The 17,287-nt window shown below is 74.7% G+C and carries 16 protein-coding genes; 4 read left to right on the forward strand and 12 right to left on the reverse strand.

What is annotated here, in order from left to right; translation table 11 throughout:
* Nucleotides 1-3: 3 nt before the first annotated feature.
* From DMP17_RS31845 to DMP17_RS31880, 8 genes are read right to left on the reverse strand one after another with little or no spacing between them, the layout of a single operon-like run.
* On the reverse strand, nucleotides 4-1,587 hold the full coding sequence (locus DMP17_RS31845) for an ABC transporter ATP-binding protein (protein ID WP_337831474.1): 1,584 nt from the start codon (nucleotides 1,585-1,587) through the stop codon (nucleotides 4-6).
* On the reverse strand, nucleotides 1,584-2,447 hold the full coding sequence (locus tag DMP17_RS31850) for an ABC transporter permease (protein WP_337831475.1): 864 nt from the start codon (nucleotides 2,445-2,447) through the stop codon (nucleotides 1,584-1,586). Before DMP17_RS31850 ends, DMP17_RS31845 begins: the two co-directional genes overlap by 4 nt.
* Nucleotides 2,444-3,418: an ABC transporter permease gene (locus DMP17_RS31855; protein ID WP_226357039.1), complete on the reverse strand. Its 975-nt coding sequence runs from the start codon at nucleotides 3,416-3,418 to the stop codon at nucleotides 2,444-2,446. The genes DMP17_RS31850 and DMP17_RS31855 overlap by 4 nt, the downstream gene beginning before the upstream one ends.
* The gene (locus DMP17_RS31860) at nucleotides 3,415-4,965 is read right to left on the reverse strand and encodes an ABC transporter substrate-binding protein (RefSeq protein WP_226357040.1); all 1,551 of its coding nucleotides are present in this window, start codon (nucleotides 4,963-4,965) and stop codon (nucleotides 3,415-3,417) included. The genes DMP17_RS31855 and DMP17_RS31860 overlap by 4 nt, the downstream gene beginning before the upstream one ends.
* A gap of 51 nt (nucleotides 4,966-5,016) precedes the next feature.
* Nucleotides 5,017-5,478, reverse strand: a complete 462-nt coding sequence (locus DMP17_RS31865; RefSeq protein ID WP_337831476.1) for a thioesterase family protein — start codon at nucleotides 5,476-5,478, stop codon at nucleotides 5,017-5,019.
* On the reverse strand, nucleotides 5,475-6,458 hold the full coding sequence (locus DMP17_RS31870; protein WP_337831477.1) for a 3-hydroxyacyl-CoA dehydrogenase NAD-binding domain-containing protein: 984 nt from the start codon (nucleotides 6,456-6,458) through the stop codon (nucleotides 5,475-5,477). The genes DMP17_RS31865 and DMP17_RS31870 overlap by 4 nt, the downstream gene beginning before the upstream one ends.
* Nucleotides 6,451-7,344, reverse strand: coding sequence for a 3-keto-5-aminohexanoate cleavage protein (locus tag DMP17_RS31875; protein WP_337831478.1), 894 nt, complete (start codon nucleotides 7,342-7,344; stop codon nucleotides 6,451-6,453). The genes DMP17_RS31870 and DMP17_RS31875 overlap by 8 nt, the downstream gene beginning before the upstream one ends.
* Entirely contained in the window at nucleotides 7,341-8,261 is a 921-nt protein-coding gene (locus DMP17_RS31880; protein WP_226357044.1) for a TetR/AcrR family transcriptional regulator, read from the reverse strand. The genes DMP17_RS31875 and DMP17_RS31880 overlap by 4 nt, the downstream gene beginning before the upstream one ends.
* A gap of 208 nt (nucleotides 8,262-8,469) precedes the next feature.
* Here DMP17_RS31880 and DMP17_RS31885 point away from each other — a divergent pair, with 208 nt between their 5' ends.
* Nucleotides 8,470-9,951 carry a mannitol dehydrogenase family protein gene (locus DMP17_RS31885; RefSeq protein WP_337831479.1) on the forward strand — a complete coding sequence of 494 codons (1,482 nt, stop codon included), beginning with the start codon at nucleotides 8,470-8,472 and terminating at the stop codon, nucleotides 9,949-9,951.
* An 80-nt stretch (nucleotides 9,952-10,031) separates the two neighbouring features.
* Nucleotides 10,032-10,577 (forward strand): dihydrofolate reductase family protein, encoded by a 546-nt coding sequence (locus tag DMP17_RS31890; protein ID WP_226357046.1) that lies wholly within the window; start codon nucleotides 10,032-10,034, stop codon nucleotides 10,575-10,577.
* A gap of 12 nt (nucleotides 10,578-10,589) precedes the next feature.
* Here the strand turns inward: DMP17_RS31890 and DMP17_RS31895 are convergent, their stop codons facing one another.
* On the reverse strand, nucleotides 10,590-11,213 hold the full coding sequence (locus DMP17_RS31895; protein ID WP_337831480.1) for a TetR/AcrR family transcriptional regulator: 624 nt from the start codon (nucleotides 11,211-11,213) through the stop codon (nucleotides 10,590-10,592).
* Between the two features lie 144 nt (nucleotides 11,214-11,357).
* Between DMP17_RS31895 and DMP17_RS31900 the strand changes: the two genes are divergently transcribed.
* Nucleotides 11,358-12,782 carry a carboxypeptidase regulatory-like domain-containing protein gene (locus DMP17_RS31900; protein WP_337831481.1) on the forward strand — a complete coding sequence of 475 codons (1,425 nt, stop codon included), beginning with the start codon at nucleotides 11,358-11,360 and terminating at the stop codon, nucleotides 12,780-12,782.
* Here DMP17_RS31900 and ppgK read toward each other — a convergent pair.
* Together ppgK and pgm are read right to left on the reverse strand one after the other, a co-directional pair.
* Nucleotides 12,751-13,500 carry a polyphosphate--glucose phosphotransferase gene (gene ppgK, locus DMP17_RS31905; protein WP_226357049.1) on the reverse strand — a complete coding sequence of 250 codons (750 nt, stop codon included), beginning with the start codon at nucleotides 13,498-13,500 and terminating at the stop codon, nucleotides 12,751-12,753. The genes DMP17_RS31900 and ppgK overlap by 32 nt on opposite strands.
* Nucleotides 13,497-15,152 (reverse strand): phosphoglucomutase (alpha-D-glucose-1,6-bisphosphate-dependent), encoded by a 1,656-nt coding sequence (gene pgm, locus DMP17_RS31910; protein ID WP_226357050.1) that lies wholly within the window; start codon nucleotides 15,150-15,152, stop codon nucleotides 13,497-13,499. Before pgm ends, ppgK begins: the two co-directional genes overlap by 4 nt.
* A 54-nt stretch (nucleotides 15,153-15,206) precedes the next feature.
* On the opposite strand from pgm, the gene DMP17_RS31915 reads away from it, so the two are divergent.
* On the forward strand, nucleotides 15,207-16,088 hold the full coding sequence (locus tag DMP17_RS31915; protein WP_226365201.1) for an ABC transporter substrate-binding protein: 882 nt from the start codon (nucleotides 15,207-15,209) through the stop codon (nucleotides 16,086-16,088).
* Between the two features lie 7 nt (nucleotides 16,089-16,095).
* Here DMP17_RS31915 and DMP17_RS31920 read toward each other — a convergent pair whose 3' ends face one another.
* A complete protein-coding gene (locus DMP17_RS31920; protein WP_226357052.1) occupies nucleotides 16,096-17,175 on the reverse strand; it encodes an AbrB family transcriptional regulator in 1,080 nt (359 codons plus the stop codon).
* Nucleotides 17,176-17,287: the final 112 nt, after the last annotated feature.

A 17,287-nucleotide genomic window follows, 5' to 3' on the forward strand; every position in this document is an offset into this window, starting at 1 on the left:
CCGTCACCGCACGGCCGTCATCGAGGGGGTGTGCTGCAGCAGGGTGCGCGTGTAGTCGTGCCGCGGCGCGGTGAGGACCTCCTCCACCGTGCCCTGCTCGACGATCCGGCCCTGCTGCAGCACCGCGATCCGGTCCGCGACCTCCCGGGCCAGGGCGATGTTGTGCGTCACGAACAGCATCGCCGTGCCCAGCTCGCGGCGGACCGTCGCCAGCAGCTCGACGATCGAGGCCTGCACCGACACGTCCAGCGCCGAGGTGACCTCGTCGCACACCAGGACGTCCGGGGCGGTGACCAGGGCGCGGGCGATCGCCGCGCGCTGACGCTCACCACCGGACAGCCCGCCCGGGTAGCGGTGGGCGAAGGACTCGTCGAGCCGCACCTGGCGCAGCATGTCCAGCACCCGGTCCCGGCGGGCGTCGGCGTCGAGGTCGGTGAGGTGGCGCAGCGGCACCTCCAGCGAGCTCGCGACGGTGCGCCGCGGGTTCAGCGACGCGAACGGGCTCTGGAACACGTACTGCACGCTGCGCAGCTGGGCGTAGCTGCGCGGGGTGGCCAGCGCCTCGCCGTGCAGGCTCAGCTCCCCGGCGTCGAGGGTCAGCAGCCCGGACAGGCCACGGGCCAGGGTGGTCTTCCCCGACCCGGACTCGCCGAGCAGCATCAGGCACTCCCCGGCGGCCAGCTCCAGGTCGACGCCGTCGAGCACGGGGCGGTCGCCGTAGCGCTTCCCGGCGCCGCGCACCCGCAGCACCGGCTCCCCGGCCGTCGTCGGCTCCCGTCCGCTGGCCCGGTGCAGGTCCGGCACCGCCGCGATCAGCGCCCGGGTGTAGGGGTGCTCCGGCGCGGTCAGCACGTCGCGCACCGGCCCGGTCTCGACGACCTCACCGGCCTGCATGACCGCGACCCGGTCGGCCAGCCCGGCGACGACGGCGAGGTCGTGGGTGATGTAGAGCGCGGCGGTCCCCGAGCGGGTCACCAGCTCGCGCACGGTGTTGAGCACCAGGTCCTGGGTGGTGACGTCCAGCCCGGTCGTCGGCTCGTCGAGCACGACGACGTCGGGCCGGTGCACGAACGCCGCCGCGATCCCGACCCGCTGCTGCTGGCCGCCGGAGAGCTGGTGCGGGTAGCGGCCGAGGAAGGCGTCGTCGCCGGGCAGCCCGACGTCGGTCAGCACCTCCCGCACCCGGGCGGTCACGTCGCCCTCCCAGCCGTGCGCGGTGAGGACCTCCGCGACCTGTGGCCCGATGCGCAGCACCGGGTTCAGCGACAGCGCCGGGTCCTGCGGCACGTAGGACACCAGCCGCCCCCGGACCCCGCGCAGGGTCGCCGCGGGCAGCGTCAGCAGGTCGTCGTGGGACTCGGTGTGCCCGGCGAAGCGCATCGTCCCGCCGGTGTGGGCCAGCCCGGCCCGGAAGTGGCCGAGCGCGGCCAGCGCCGCGGTCGTCTTGCCCGAGCCGGACTCGCCGACCAGGGCCAGGATCTCGCCCGGTGCGACGGCCCAGTCCACGCCGTGCAGGACCTCCCGGCCGTGGGTCGTCGCGACCCGCAGCCCCGTGCACTCGATCGTCGGTGTCGCCGTCGGTGTCATGCCCCGCCCCCCGTCGTGTCCGCGGACTCCTTCGCCAGCGCGTCGGTGATCATGTTCGTGCCGACGGTGAGCACGGCGATCGCGAGCACCGGCAGCAGCACCCCCCACGGGGTGACGATCAGCGCGATCCGGTTCTCGTTGATCTGCAGCCCCCAGTCCGCGGCCGGCGGTTGCACCCCCAGCCCCAGGAACGACAGCGACGCCACGTAGCCGATGGAGTAGGTCAGCCGCAGGCCGAGCTCGACCATCAGCGGGCCGGTGATGTTGGGCAGGACCTCGGTGGCGAGGATCCGCCGCCGGGGCATCCCGTACATCCGGGCGGCCAGCACGTAGTCCTGCCCGGCGACCGACAGCGTCGCCTGCCGGGCGACGCGCGCGACCCGCGGGATGTGGGTGATGCCGATGACCAGCACCAGCAGCCAGCCCGACGAGCCGAGCACCGCGACCGCGAGCAGGGCCAGGACCAGCTGCGGGAACGACAGCAGCACGTCGCCGCCGCGCATGATCAGCGTGTCCAGCCTGCTGCCGGTGGTGCCGGAGTAGCCGGCGAGCATGCCCAGCGCGGTGCCGCCGACGATGCCGATCGCGGTCGCGGCCAGCGCGTAGAGCAGCACCGGACCGCCGCCGGCGAGGAAGCGGGTGAACACGTCGCGGCCCAGGTCGTCGGTGCCGGCGACACCCTCGGCGCGGAACGGCCGCCCGGCGAAGTCGTCGACGCCGTAGCCGGTCAGCAGCGGGCCGAGGACCGGACCGAGCAGCGCGACCGCGACCACGACGACGGTCAGGACGGCACCGATCCGCGCCTGGCGGCGGCGGAAGGTCCGGCGCAGCAGGCCGGAGGGGACGGTCGGGGCGCTCATGCGGAACCTCCGGTCGAGGAGTGCCGGATCCGCGGGTCGGCCAGGATCCCGGCGACGTCCGCGGCGAGGTTCACCACGACGTAGAACGCCGCGATGATCAGCGTGATCGCCTGCACGACCTGCACGTCCCGGTTGGCGACGGCGTCGATCAGCGCCTGGCCGATCCCGGGGTAGCGGAACAGGAACTCGACGACGACCACACCCCCGGCGAGCCAGGCCAGCTGGAGCGCGATCACCTGGGCGACCGGGCCGATCGTGTGCGGCACGGCGTGCCGGAACAGCACGGTCCGCTCGGGCAACCCCTTGAGCCGGGCCATCTCGACGTAGCCGGCGTCGAGGGTCTCCGACAGCGTCGCGCGGGTCATCCGCACCACGTAGGGGATCACCACCAGCGCCAGCGTCACGACCGGCAGCACCAGCTGCTCGGGCCGCGCCCACACCGGCTCGCCGGGCCGGGCGATCGTCACCGACGGGAGGATCTGCAGCACCGAGGTCGCGAACAGCACGACCAGCAGCACACCGATGACGAATTCGGGCAGTGCCGCCAGCACCAGCGAGGCACCCGACAGCGCGGAGTCGGTACGGGTGCCGCGGCGGACCGCGGCCCGCGCGCCCAGCGCGAGCGCGATCGGGGTGGAGACGACCGCGGTCAGCACCAGCAGCAGCGCCGAGGCGCCGATCCGGCCGCCGAGCAGCTCCGACACGGGTCCGCCGGTGGCGGCGGAGAAGCCGAGGTCGCCGGTCAGGACACCGCCCAGCCAGGTCAGGTAGCGCTCGGGCGCGGGCCGGTCGAGGCCCAGCTGCGCGGTCAGCGCCGCCACCCGCTCCGGGGTGGCCTGCTGGCCGAGGATGGCCCGGGCGGGGTCGCCGGGCAGCAGCAGCGTCGCGGCGAAGATCAGCACCGACACGACGAGCAGGATCAGCACCGACAGCGCGAGGCGCCGCAGGATCATGCGGACGAGCGGGCTCATGCGTCCACCCACGCCTTCCGGAACTCGTAGCCGGACAGGGACAGCCCGGTGCGGTTCGGGACGAGCCCGCCGACGTAGGCCTGGTGGGCGTCCACCCGGTCCGGGAAGCCCCAGATCAGGTAGCCGCCGCGGTCGAACTCGATCCGCTGCGCCGCGCGCACCAGCTGGGCGCGGCGCCCCGGGTCCAGCTCGGACCGGGCCCGGCGGACCACGCCCTGGTACTGCGCGTCGGTCCAGTGCGTCTCGTTGAACGGCGCGTCGGGCATCGACGACTGCGAGGCCTGCGGCAGGTAGTTGCGGGTGTTCCAGAAGCTCTGCGCGAACTCCCACTGCAGGTACTGGTCGGAGAAGAACGTCGAGGTGTCGACCCGGCGCAGCCCGATGTCGATCCCGGCGCCGCGGGCCTGGGTCGCGAGCACCTGCGCGGCCTCGACCGTGCCGGCCTGGATCGGGGAGGTCACCAGCTCCACCGCCAGGTTCGGCTTCCCGGCCGCGGCGAGCAGGTCGCGGGCCCGCGCGAGGTCCTGCTCGCGGGACGGGTCGAGGTAGTCCGGGTCGAAGCGGGCGTAGAGGTCGACGCCGGCGGCGCCCTGCCCGGACAGCACCTGGTTGACCAGCTCGCCGCGGCCGGTGACCAGGCGCAGCGCCTGGCGGACCCGGACGTCGTCGAACGGGGCGACGTCGACGCGCATCGTGAACGGCAGCCACGACCCGGTCTCCGAGGTCAGCAGCCGGATCGAGTCGTAGGAGCCGACCACCTCGGTCAGCGACAGCGGGACCTGGTCGATCGCGTCGACCTGCCCGGACAGCAGGGCGTTGATCCGGGCGTCGTCCTCGGAGAAGTTGATCAGTTCGAGGCGGTCGACCCAGGGCTGGTCCGGGCGCCAGTAGCCGTCGTGGCGGACGAACGCGCTCTGCTGGCCCGGGGTGAACGACTCGAACCGGAACGCGCCGGTGCCGACCGGGCGCTCCAGGGAGAAGTCGGCCGGGACGATCCCGCACGAGTACTCGGCCAGGTACTGGTCGAACACCGGGGACGGCTCGGACAGCACGAACCGCACCGACCGGTCGGACGCGACGACGACGTCGTCGAGGATCCCGAACTGCGACGCCCCGGACTTCGGGTCGGCCGGGTCGGTGATCCGCGCGAAGGTGGCGACGACGTCGTCCGGGGTTACCGGGCGGCCGTCGTGGAAGGTGATGCCGGCGCGGATCACCGCGGTCCAGGCCCGCGCCCCGGGCTCCGGCGTCACCGACTCGGCGACGGCCGGCTGCAGGGTGTAGGCGTCGTCCCAGTGCAGCAGCGGCTCGTAGAGGCTGAGCGTGCGGGCGATGTCGGGGTTCGTGGCGGGACTGTGCGGGTCCAGGGTGTCCGACGATCCGCCGCCGGTCACCCCCACCCGCAGGACGCCGCCGCGGCGCGGGGGGCCGGCGTCGCGGGCCGCGGCGGGGCCGCCGCAGCCGGCGAGCACGGCCGCCGCGGCGAGTCCCGCCGCGCCGCCCAGCAGTCGCCGCCGGGACAGCGGCGTCAGGGTCGGGCTGGTCATCGAGCTGTCTCCTCGGGGAGGGCCCCGCACCTGCGGGGCCGCGGTCGCGGGTCAGGTCGGGGGCCGGGGCACCTCCTGCACCGCGCGCCCGGCGTGCTCGGGGGCGGGGTCGCCGGTGACCAGCGCGTCGAGGTCGGCGGCGACGCCGTCCGGGAACGGCGTGGCGCCGCCCGGGCCGACGTGCAGGCACATCAGCTCCTCGGTGGCGCAGAGCCGGCCCGCGCTGCGCAGCTCGTGCCACAGCCGCAGCCGCTTCGCGTCGCGGCCGAGGACCCGGGTGGTGACCTCCAGGGGTGCGTCCGGGCCGATCTCGCGCAGGTACCGGACGTGCGCCTCGACCGTGTACAGCGAGCAGCCGGTCGCGTCCCGGTAGCCGGCGTCCATCCCGGTGCGCTCCATCAGCGCCGTCGTGGCGTCACCGAACACGAGCACGTAGTACGGCTCGGACAGGTGGCCGTTGTAGTCGATCCACTCGGGACGGACGACGTCGTGGTGCACCGGCGGCGCGCTCACCGGGTGCTCTCCCGGGTTGCGGCCCCCCGGGCCGCGGCGACGGCCCGGCGGACCGCGATCACGGCCCGGTCGCGCTCGGCCACCAGCTCCGCCATCGGCCGCCCACCGGCGGAGACCTCGGCGCCGGCGACCATGTCGTCGCGCAGCTGCGGGGTCAGCTCCGGGGCCTCCAGACGCGTCCACGGCGCCTTCAGCGACGGTCCGAAGTGGTCCAGCATGTGTGCCATCCCGCCCTGGCCACCGGCCAGGTGGAAGGTCAGGCAGGGACCGTGCACCGGCCAGCGCAGCCCCGGGCCGTCGGTGATCGAGCGGTCGATCTCCTCCGGGGTGGCCTCGCCCGCGGCGACCATGTGCAGCGCCTCGCGCCAGATCGCCTCCTGCAGCCGGTTCGCGATGAAGCCGGGCAGCTCCCGCTCCATCTCGATCACCGACTTGCCGATGTGCCGGTAGAAGTCCGCGGCCCGCGCCGCCGCCCAGGCCTCGGTCCTCTCGCCGCCGACGACCTCGACCAGCGGGATCAGGTACGGCGGGTTGAACGGGTGCCCGACGACGAGCCGGCCCGGCTCGGCCGCGGTGGTCGCCATGTCGGTCATCGGGAACCCCGAGGTCGACGACGCCACCACCACGTCCGGCCCGGCCGCCACCGCGGCGTCGGCCAGCTCGGCCAGCAGGGCGCGCTTGAGCTCCAGGTCCTCCGGGGCGCTCTCCTGCACGAAGTCGGCGCCCGCGACGGCCTCGGCCGCGGTCGGGTGCACCGTCAGCGCGTCCCGGTCGGCGCCGCAGGCCAGGCCCAGCTCGGTGAGCGCGGGCCAGGCGGCGTCGACCACCCGGCGCAGCTTCTCCCCGGCGTCCGGGGCGGGGTCCCAGGCCCGGACCCGCAGCCCGCGGGCCAGGAAGTACGCCGCCCAGCCGGCGCCGATCACCCCGGCGCCGATGCAGGCGACGGTCCGGATCTCCGTGACGGGACGCGGCTCAGGCACCGGTGCGCTCCTTCAGGCCGAGGATCTCCCGGGCACGGTCCGGCGTCGCGATGGCCGCGCCGAGGTTCTGCACGATCTCCACCGCCCGCTCGGTCAGCTGCTCGTTGGTCGCCTTCACCCCGCGCGAGAGGTAGAGGTTGTCCTCCAGCCCGACGCGGGCGTGCCCGCCGGCCAGCACCGACTGCGCCACCCAGCGCAGCTGGTCGCGCCCGATCGCGAACGAGGCGAAGTTGGCCCCCTCGGGGAGCAGGTTCACCTCCGCCGCCAGCACGCCCGGGTCGGCCGGGGCGCCGTAGGGGATGCCCATGCACAGCTGGAACAGTGCCGGGGCGTCGATCAGCCCCTCCTCGACCAGCACGGTGGCGAACCACAGCTGGCCGGTGTCGAAGATCTCCAGCTCCGGCTTCACGCCGAGCTCCTGGACCCGCCTGGCGCCGGTGCGCAGCATGTCCGGGGTGGAGATGTAGAGCTGGTTGCCCTCGCCGAAGTTGAGCGAGCCGCAGTCCAGCGTGCAGATGTCGGGCAGCAGCTCCTCGACGTGCGGGAGCCGCTCCAGAGCGTTGACCAGGTCGGTGCCGTCGATCGGCTTCAGCGGGTCCTCGGCGTCGATCACCAGGTCACCGCCCATGCCCGCGGTCAGGTTCAGCACGACGTCGACGCCCGAGTCCCGGATCAGGGTGACGGTCTCGCGGTAGAGCTCCACCGCCCGCGACGGGCTGCCGGTCTCCGGGTCGCGCACGTGGATGTGCACCACGGCGGCGCCGGCCCGGGCCGCGGCGATCGCGTCCGCGGCGATCTGGCCCGGGGTGACGGGCACGTGCGGGCTGCGGCCCACCGTGTCCCCGGCCCCGGTCACCGCGCAGGTGATGATGACGTCACGGTTCATCCGTTCTCCGTTCGCTCCGTGCGTGCCGGCGCCGCGAGCACGGCCCGGTCGATGAAGTCGTGCAGCAGGGCGCGCATCCGGTCGGTACCGGCGCGCGGGGTCATGGCGAGCACCTGGATGCCGAGCCCGTCCACCAGCGCGGTGAGCTGGTCGGCCAGCGCCTCGGTGCGGCCGGACACGAAGACCCCGGCCTCCGCCCCGTCGGCGATCGTCATCGCGATGCTGCGGTACCAGCGGTCGTAGGCGTCCCAGTACAGCTCGCGCCGGGCCGGGTCGATCGCCGACTCCGCCCACACCTGGATCCAGATCGACCACTCGCGGCGCAGCAGCGCGCCGTCGGGGAGCTGCAGGTCGATCAGCCGCAGCAGCCGCTCGTGCGGGTCGGCGATCGTGTCGAGCTCGGCGACCTGGCGGTCGAAGGCGAGGCGCACGTTGTGCCGCAGCGCGGAGTCGAGCAGCTCCGAGCGGGTGGGGAAGTGGTAGTGGATCGCCGCCGGGCTGGTGCCCGCCGCCCGCGCGACGTCGGCGGTGCGGACCCGGTGGTAGCCGTGGTCGGCGATCAGCTCCCAGGCCGCGTCGAGGATCCGGCCGCGGGTGCCGTGGGTGCCGCCGGGCTCGCGGCCGGGGTCGGGTTCGGCGGCCGCGGCGGCGGCCCCGGTGGGGACGGCGGTCCGGGCGCGGGCGCCGTCGCGGCCGTGCAGCAGCCGCGCGACGGTCTCGCCGGTGACGTCGGCGATGCGGACGAGCTCGTCGGCGGCGAAGCGGCGGCGCCCGGCGAGCGACTTGGACAGCTTGGTCTCCTCCAGCCCGACCGCGGCGGCGAACCGGCGCTGGGTCCAGCCGTCGCGCTCCAGCAGGGCGCGCACCCGACCGGCCACCGCGTCCTCGGCGGTCCGGGGGGCACGGGGGTCGGTCACCGGGCGACCGTAGGCCGGTACTTGCGATTAGCGCAAGCATCGGCTCCGGATCGTCGCAGCGCACGAGGGTGCGATACGGGCACGTCCGGTGCGTCGGCCAGTTCGCGGGAGCCGCTCGCGGAAGCGCTTGCGTCGGACAGTGTGAGCGGTAGGGTCGGCCTCTCACCCGACGGCGCCGTGGGGCGCCGGGGACGTGGCGAGGGGGACCATGCGTTCGCTGGACGAGACCGGGATCTGGACCGACGGGATCGAGGGCGTGGAGGTCCCCGGCTACGACCGGGCCGCCGTGGGCCGCGGTATCGTCCACATCGGCGTCGGCGGTTTCCACCGCGCGCACCTCGCGATGTACGTCGACGCGCTGCTCGCCTCCGGCGGGGCGCCGGAGTGGGGGATCTGCGGGGTCGGGGTGCTCGCCGCCGACGACCGGATGCGCGACGTGCTCGCCGCCCAGGACGGGCTGTACACGCTCGTGCTGAAGGAGGCCGACGGGACGCTGACGCCCCGGGTCGTCGGGTCGCTCGTCGACTACCTCTACGCCCCCGACGACCCCGAGGCCGTCGTCGAGCGGATCGCCCACCCCGACACCCGGATCGTCTCGCTGACGATCACCGAGGGCGGCTACGCGATCGACCAGAAGACCGGCGAGTTCGACCCGGACTTCCCCGGCGTCCGCGCCGACCTCGACGCGATGGCCGCCGGCTCCGCCCCGACCGGGGCGTTCGGGCTGGTCGTCGAGGCGCTGGCGCGCCGCCGGGAGCGCGGCACCGGCCCGCTCACGGTCATGAGCTGCGACAACATGCAGGGCAACGGCGACGTCGCCCGCCGGGTGTTCACCGGCGTCGCCCAGCTCCGTGACGCCGACCTGGGCGCCTGGGTCGCGGAGTCGGTCACCTTCCCCAACTCGATGGTCGACCGGATCACCCCGGCCACCGCCGACACCGACCGCGAGGCCCTCGCCGAGCGCTTCGGGCTGCGGGACGGCTGGCCGGTCGTGTGCGAGCCGTTCACCCAGTGGGTGCTCGAGGACCACTTCGCCGCGGGCCGCCCGGAGTTCGAGCGCGTCGGGGTCCAGGTCGTCGACGACGTCGTCCCCTACGAGTTCATGAAGCTGCGCCTGCTCAACGCCACCCACCAGGCGCTGGGCTACCTCGGCTACCTCGCCGGGCACCGCTACGTGCACGAGGTCGCCCAGGACCCGACGTTCGCGGCGTTCCTGCGCGGCTACATGGACGACGAGGCCACCCCGACGCTGCGCCCGGTGCCCGGCATCGACCTCGACGCCTACAAGGACACCCTGCTGGAACGCTTCGCGAACCCGGGCGTCGCCGACACCCTGATGCGGATCAACTACGGCAGCTCCGACCGGATCTCGATCTTCCTGCTGCCGGTGGTGCGCGAGCAGCTCGCCGCGGGCGGGCCGGTCGAGCGGGCCGCGGCCGTCGTCGCCGGGTGGTGCCGCTACGCCGAGGGCACCGACGAGCAGGGGCGGGAGATCACCCAGCAGGACCGTCTCGCGGAGGAGATGACCGCGCTCGCGCGGGCCGAGCGGGACACCCCGGGGTCGTTCCTGTCCCACCGCGGGGTGTTCGGCGACCTCGGCTCCGACGAGCGGTTCGCCGGTGCGTTCCGCTCGGCGCTGGAGTCGCTGTGGTCCCGCGGCGCCGCGGCGACCGTCGCCGACCTCGCATGACCGGCGTGGGGAACCGATGAGTTCCCCACGCGTCTGCGGTCGTAGCCGATGACCCCTCGCCTCGACCCCGGGAGACCACAGTGGGCACGATCGACGTGCACGAGTTCATCAGCCTCGACGGGGTCGTGTCCGACCCGTCCTGGACGGCGGAGTACGGCTTCACCGACGCGATGGGGGAGGCGATCGGCCGGCTGACCGACGCGGCGATCCTGCTCGGCCGCAACACCTACGAGATGTTCCACCCGGCCTGGTCGGCCCGCGGGCACGACGTCGAGTCCGGTGGCGCGTTCTTCAACGGCGCGCCCAAGCACGTCGTCACCTCCACCCTGGCCGACCCGCTGGAGTGGGAGAACTCCCGGGTGCTCGGCCCGTACGACCCGGCGCGGATCCGGCAGCTCAAGGACGCGACCGACGGCGGCATCTACGTCTCCGGCAGCGTCACCCTGGTCCGTGCGCTGCTCGCCGACGGCCTGGTCGACACGCTCAACCTGTTCGTCTACCCGGTGTCGCTGGGGGCCGGGCTGCGGCTGTTCGCCGAGGGCGCGCGGGTGCCGTTGCGGCTGCGCGAGTCCGAGGCCTACGAGAACGGCGTGGTCCGGCTGACCTACGGTCCGCCGCTCGCCTGAGTCCGGGCGCGCTCAGTCCGGCAGTGCCGCGAAGGCCTCCCGGGCGGCCGCCAGCACGTCGCCGTAGACCCGGCGGGCCGGTGGGCCCGCCGGGTCGGCCAGCCAGCCGGCGACGGCGACCTGCATCACCGCCATCGCACCGGCCGCGGCGAGCCGGTGGGCCGTCGCGGGGGTGTCGGCGCCGTCGCGCTCGGCGAGCGCCTGCGCGACGGTCTGCTCCACGGTCCGCCCGACGTGGGCGATCCGCGGGTGCAGCTCGGGGTGGGTGCGCAGCAGCTCCATCTGCCCGTGCCAGGTCGGGCTGGTCGTCAGCGCCACGCTGACCTCGGCGAGCACCGCCGTCGCCGCCCCGAGCGGTGAGGCCTCGGTCCGGGCGCGGACCTCGGCGGCGAGCTCCTCGAGGGAGGCGGTGTCCCAGTCGAAGAGCACCGCGTCCTTCGACGGGAAGTGGTTGAAGAACGTGCGCGGCGCGACGTCGACGTCGGCGCAGATCTCCTCGACGGTGAACGCGTCCGGGCCCTGGGTGCGCGCGCGTTCCAGTGCCGCGGCGCGCAGCGCCTGGCGGGTCCGCACCTTCTTGCGCTCCCGCAGCCCGTGGCAGCGCGCCTCCTGGTCGGTCAGCATCTCGCCGATCATGCCCGTCCCACCTCTCCCGCCGGTCCCGGCGCGGCTCGCACCCTCGAAACGTGCGGGGAGTGCAGTCGTGCAGTCACTGCAGTGTGCTTGTACATTCGTGAGCACCGCAAACTATTGCACGGCGCAAGCCCGCATGGAGGACGCGTGTCACAGGAGCAGGTGCAGGAACCGGAGCGCTCGCGCACGGCGAAGGACCTGGCCCTGGCCCTGTGGTTCCCCGCCTTCTTCGTGCTGGGGTTCATGCTGTTCTACCTGCTGCCGTTCCACGCCCCGGCCCCGCACGGCATCCCGGTCGGGGTCGTCGGGCAGCAGGCCGCCGCGACCGTGTCCGCCGAGCTGGCGCAGGCGTCGCCGGGCGGGTTCGACGTCACCCCGGTCGCCGCCGCGGCCGACATCCGGGACGCGATCTTCCACCGCGACGTCGTGGCCGGGTACGACCCGGCGGGCCACACGCTCTACATCGCCCGCGCCGACGGCCTGCAGCTCGTCCAGGTCCTGCAGGGGATCTTCACGCCGCTGTCCACCGGGTCCGGGGCGCCGCTGCAGGTGGTGGACCTCGCGCCGACCGCGCCCGGCGACGGCTTCGGCACGTCGCTGTTCTACATCGCGATGGCCTGCAACATCTCCGGCTACATCGCGGTCATGATGATGATGCAGGCCACCGCGCTGTCGCGGCGCACCAAGCTGACCGCGCTCGCCGGATTCGGCCTGTTCGCCACCGTGGTGTGCTGGGCGATCGGCACCGCGATCCAGGCGATCCCGTTCCACCCGGCCGTGCTGGTCATCGGTTTCCTGCTGTCCCAGGCCGTCGCCTGGACGACGTTCGGGCTGGCCCCGTTCGTGCGCCGCGCGCTGCCCGGCGTCGCGATGGGCCTGTTCGTGCTGATGTCGATCCCGTCCTCGGGCGGGGCGATCCCGAAGGAGATGGTGCCGGGCTTCTTCCAGGTCCTGCACCACGTCATGCCGCTCGGGCAGGCCATCGACGCCGCCCGCGGCATCCTCTACTTCGACGCCACCGCGATCACCGTGCCGGTGCTCGGGCTGCTGGCCTGGTGGGCGTTCGGTGCGCTGCTGGTCGCGCTGGGTGCGTGGCGGGACCGGCGCGCCGCCGGGCGCGAGGCCGCGGCCGGGCCGGAGGAGGCGGCCGTCGACGCCGAGCGCGAGCGGGAGCACCGGATCGCCGAGGCCGTCGCCGACGAGGCCTCGGTCGGCGGCGCGCACCCGGACGCCCTCGCCGACGCCCGGCTGCTCGCCCACCCGGTCCCGACGCTGATCGGCCGGGTCGTCGACGACGCGGGCCGGCCCGTGCCGCGGGCGCGGGTGACCGTCGTCGACCACACCGGCGGGCAGGTCGACGTCGCCGCCGGGTCCGAGGACGGCCGGTTCGCCGTCCGTGGCCGCGCCGACGGGTGGGTCACCGTGCTGGTGTCCGCGCCCGGCCACGACCCGGTGTCGGAACGGCTGCGCCTGCACGGCGCGGTGTCGCACCGCAGCGTGGTCCTGCGCCCGGCCGCCGCGCCGGCACCGGGGGAGCCGGTCAGCCGTGCGCCAGCAGCGCTGCCCCGATGATCCCGGCCTCGTTGAGCAGCCCGGCCGGGACGAGCTCGGTGCGGGTCCGCACGTAGGGCGACCACTTCTCGAACTTCTTGCTCACCCCGCCGCCGACCACGATCAGGTCCGGCCACAGCAGGTTCTCGACGTGGGTGAAGTAGCGCTGCAGCCGCCCGCCCCACTCCTCCCAGTCCAGGTCCTCGCGCTCGCGGGCGGAGTCGGCGGCGCGCGACTCGGCGTCGAACCCGTCGATCTCCAGGTGCCCGAACTCGGTGTTGGGGACCAGCTTCCCGTGGTTGACCAGCGCCGACCCGATGCCGGTCCCGAGGGTCGCGACGAGCACGAGCCCGTGGTGGTGGCCGGCGGCCGCGCCGAACTCGGCCTCGGCGACGCCCGCGGCGTCGGCGTCGTTGACCAGCAGCGCGTCCCGGCCGGTGACCCGGCGCAGGACTGCGGCGGCGTCGCAGTCGATCCAGGCCCGGTCCACGTTGGCCGCGGTGCGGGTCACCCCGTGCTGGACGACGGCCGGGAACGTGCAGCCGAAGGAGTCCCGCCAGTCGAACTCGTCGAGGATCTGCTTGACGGTCTCGGCGACCGCCTCCGGGGTGGACGGCTGCGGCGTCGGGATCCGCACCCGGTCCGCGGCCAGCTGGCCCTTGTGCAGGTCCACCGGGGCGCCCTTGATGCCCGAGCCGCCGATGTCGATACCGAACCCGAGTGCGTGCTTGCTGCTCACGCGCCCGATCCTTCCAGGGCCGCCGCGACCACGCCGCGCGCCTCGTCCTGGATGCGCGTCAGGTGCTCCGGTCCGCGGAAGCTCTCGGCGTAGACCTTGTACACGTCCTCGGTGCCCGAGGGGCGGGCGGCGAACCACCCGGCGTCGGTGACGACCTTCAGCCCGCCGATCGCGGCGTCGTTGCCCGGGGCGCGGGTGAGCTTCGCGGTGATCGCGTCCCCGGCGAGCTCGGTGGCGGTGACGGCGTCGGCGTCCAGCTTCGCCAGCGCCGCCTTGTCCTCCCGGGAGCAGGCGACGTCGGTGCGGGCGTAGGCGGGGGCGCCGAACCGCTCGGTGAGCCGGGTGTAGTGCTCGCTGGGGGTCGACCCGGTGACCGCGGTGATCTCCGAGGCCAGCAGGGCGAGCAGCAGGCCGTCCTTGTCGGTGCTCCACGGCGAGCCGTCGCGGCGCAGGAACGACGCGCCCGCGCTCTCCTCCCCGCCGAACCCGATCTCCCCCGAGCGCAGGCCGGGCACGAACCACTTGAACCCGACGGGCACCTCGACCAGCCTGCGGCCGAGGTCACCGGCGACCCGGTCGATCATCGACGAGCTGACCGCGGTCTTGCCGATCCCGGCGGCCGCGGGCCAGCCGGGACGGTGGGCGAACAGGTAGCCGATCGCGACGGCGAGGTAGTGGTTCGGGTTCATCAGGCCGCCGTCGGCGGTGACGATGCCGTGCCGGTCGGCGTCGGCGTCGTTGCCGGTGGCGATGGTGAACGGCGCCGGGTCGGCCTCCATCCGGGCCCGCAGCGACGCCATCGCGTACGGCGAGCTGCAGTCCATCCGGATCTTCCCGTCCCAGTCCAGGGTCATGAAGCCGAAGGCCGGGTCGACGTCGGGGTTCACCACGGTCAGGTCCAGGCCCCAGCGCTGCGCGATCACGCCCCAGTAGTCGACCGAGGCGCCACCGAGCGGGTCCGCGCCGATGGTGACGCCGGCGTCGCGGACCGCGGCCATGTCGAGCACCTGGTCGAGCTGGTCGACGTAGGTGCCGAGGTAGTCGTAGCGGTGCGCGGCGGCGGCGTCGAACCGGGCGCGGCGCACCTCCTTCAGGCCGTTCTCGAGCAGCTGGTTGGCCCGGTCGGCGATCCAGGACGTCGCCTCGGTGCCGGCGGGGCCGCCGTCCGGCGGGTTGTACTTGAAGCCGCCGTCGGCGGGCGGGTTGTGCGACGGGGTGACGACCACGCCGTCGGCGAGGTGCCGGCCGTCGCGCCCGGCGTTGGTCACGAGGATCGCGTGTGAGATCGCCGGGGTCGGGGTCAGCCCGTCCCGGGAGTCGACGACGACGTCGACGCCGTTTGCCGCGAACACCTCGGCCGCGGTGAGCCAGGCCGGCTCGGACAGCGCGTGGCTGTCGCGGCCGAGGAACAGCGGGCCGTCGGTGCCCTGCGCGGCCCGGTACTCGACGATCGCCTGGCTGGTGGCGGCGATGTGGTCGTCGTTGAAGGTCGCGGTGAACGCCGACCCGCGGTGCCCGGACGTGCCGAACGCGACCCGCTGCACGTCGACCGACGGGTCGGGGTGGGTCGCGGCGTACGCGGCCAGCAGCGCGTCGACGTCGACGAGGTCCTCGGGGCGGGCCGGGGTCCCGGCGCGCTCGTGCACGGTCATGCCGCGATCCTTCCCCCTCGTCGCGGCCCACGCCACCGCCTACCGTTCCGCGGTGTGCGGATCGCGTCGTTGCTCCCGGCCGGGACCGAGATCGCCGGGCGGCTCGGCCTGGCCGCCGACCTGGTCGGCGTCACCTTCGAGTGCGACGACCCGGTGGGCGTCCGGGACCGGGTGCCGGTGGTCGTCGACACCGCGCTGCCGCCCGCCGCGTCGCCGGGGGAGATCGACGCCGTCGTCCGCGATCGGGCCGCGGCCGGGCTGCCGCTGTACGAGGTGCACCGCGCCCGGCTCGCCGCCGCCGACCCGGAGCTGATCCTCACCCAGGACCTGTGCGCGGTGTGCGCGCTGCCCGGCTCGACCGTCGCGCAGGTGCAGGACGAGCTGGGGACCCGGGCCCGGGTGCTGTCGCTGGACCCGCACCGGCTGGCCGACGTGCTCGACGCGGTGACCGCGGTCGGCGCCGCGGCCGGGGTGCCGGACCGGGCCGCCGCGCTGGTCGCGGGCCTGTCGGCGCGCCTCGACGCCGTCGCCGCCGCGGTGCGGGGCCGCCGGGCGCCGCGGGTGCTGGTGCTGGAGTGGACCGACCCGCCGTTCCTGCCCGGGCACTGGGTGCCCGACCTGGTCACCGCGGCCGGTGGCGTCCCGGTGGCGGCCGCCCCGGGCGGGCGCAGCACCGCCGTCGACCCGGCCGACCTGCCCCCGTGCGACGCCGTGCTGGTCGCGCCGTGCGGCTTCGGCCTCGACGACGCGCTCGCCCAGGCCCGCGCGGCGCTGCCGTGGCTGCCCGCCGGGGTCCCGGTGCACGCGATCGACTCGGCGTCGTTCGTGGTGCGGGCCGGTCCGCGCCTGGTCGACGGGGTCGAGGCGATCGCCGCCCTGCTGCACCCCGGTGCGGTCCCGGCGCCGCCGCCGGGGCGGGTCGCGCGGGTCCGCTGAGCGGGCCTCAGGCCGCGGGGCCCGGGCCGAGCCGCCGGCCGACCACCCGCGCGATCCACGGCGCGACCAGCAGCATCAGGATCACCCGCAGCACCTGCACCGCGACCACCGAGGTGACGTCCACCCCGGAGGAGATCGCCGTCGCCAGCACCGCGTACACCCCGCCCGGGGTGGTCGCGAGGTAGCCTTCCAGCGGGGTCATGCCGGTGAAGTACGACAGCAGCAGCCCCAGCCCGGCGCAGAGCGCGACGACGCCCAGGATCAGCCCGGTCGCCAGCGGCAGCACCCGCGCGACGGTGCCGAGCGCGGCCCGGGTGAAGCGCAGCCCGGCCTGCCAGCCGATGACGGCGTAGGCGACGTCGACGATCGGCAGCGGCACCGACGCGGCGAAGGAGAACCCGGCCAGGCTGACGACCAGCGCCACCACCATCGGCCCGAGCAGCGACCCGGCGGGGACCCGCGCGAGCTTCCCCAGCGGGACGCCGACGCCCACGCACACCGCGGTCACCGCGAGCCCGACCCACCACGGCGCGCCGGGGCCGGTGACCGCGGCGGCCGGTGCGCCGGGGGAGGCGCCGTAGACGACCGCGGCGACCACCGGCATCGTCGCGGTGACCAGCCCGACCCGCAGGTACTGGATGACGGCGACGGTGCGCTCGTCGCCGCCTAGCTCGCGGCTGATCGCGACCAGCCCGGACGCGCCGCCCGCGGTCTGCGCGAGCATCCCGGTGAGCGGGGTGACCCCGCGCTGCAGACCCATGAGCAGCCCGGACCCCATGCTGACCAGCAGCGTCGCGAGGCTGATCAGCAGCACCGGCAGCCACTCGGAGGCCACCGCGGCCAGGGTGTCCGGGCGGGCGAGCAGGCCGATGACGACGCCGATCACCGCCTGCGCACCCGACGTCGCCGGGCGGGCGACCCGGGCGGGACCGAGCCCGCACAGGGCGAGCACGGTCGCGACCAGCAGCCCGGCGAACAGGGCGGGGGAGGGCACGTCGACCGCGGCGAGCCCGGCGGTCACGACCACGGTCAGCGCGGCGAGCAGCAGCCAGCGCCACCATCCGGACAGCGACGGGCGGGACCTCACCGTGTGATCACGACCCGAGCCTAAATGGGACGGGCGTACTGGTGCGCGGTGAGTCGGGACACGATCGTTGTCGAGAGCGAACGATCACGGCTTCCGCCGGAGCGGCCGCCGG

The sequence above is a fragment of the Pseudonocardia sp. TMWB2A genome, assembly GCF_017312135.1.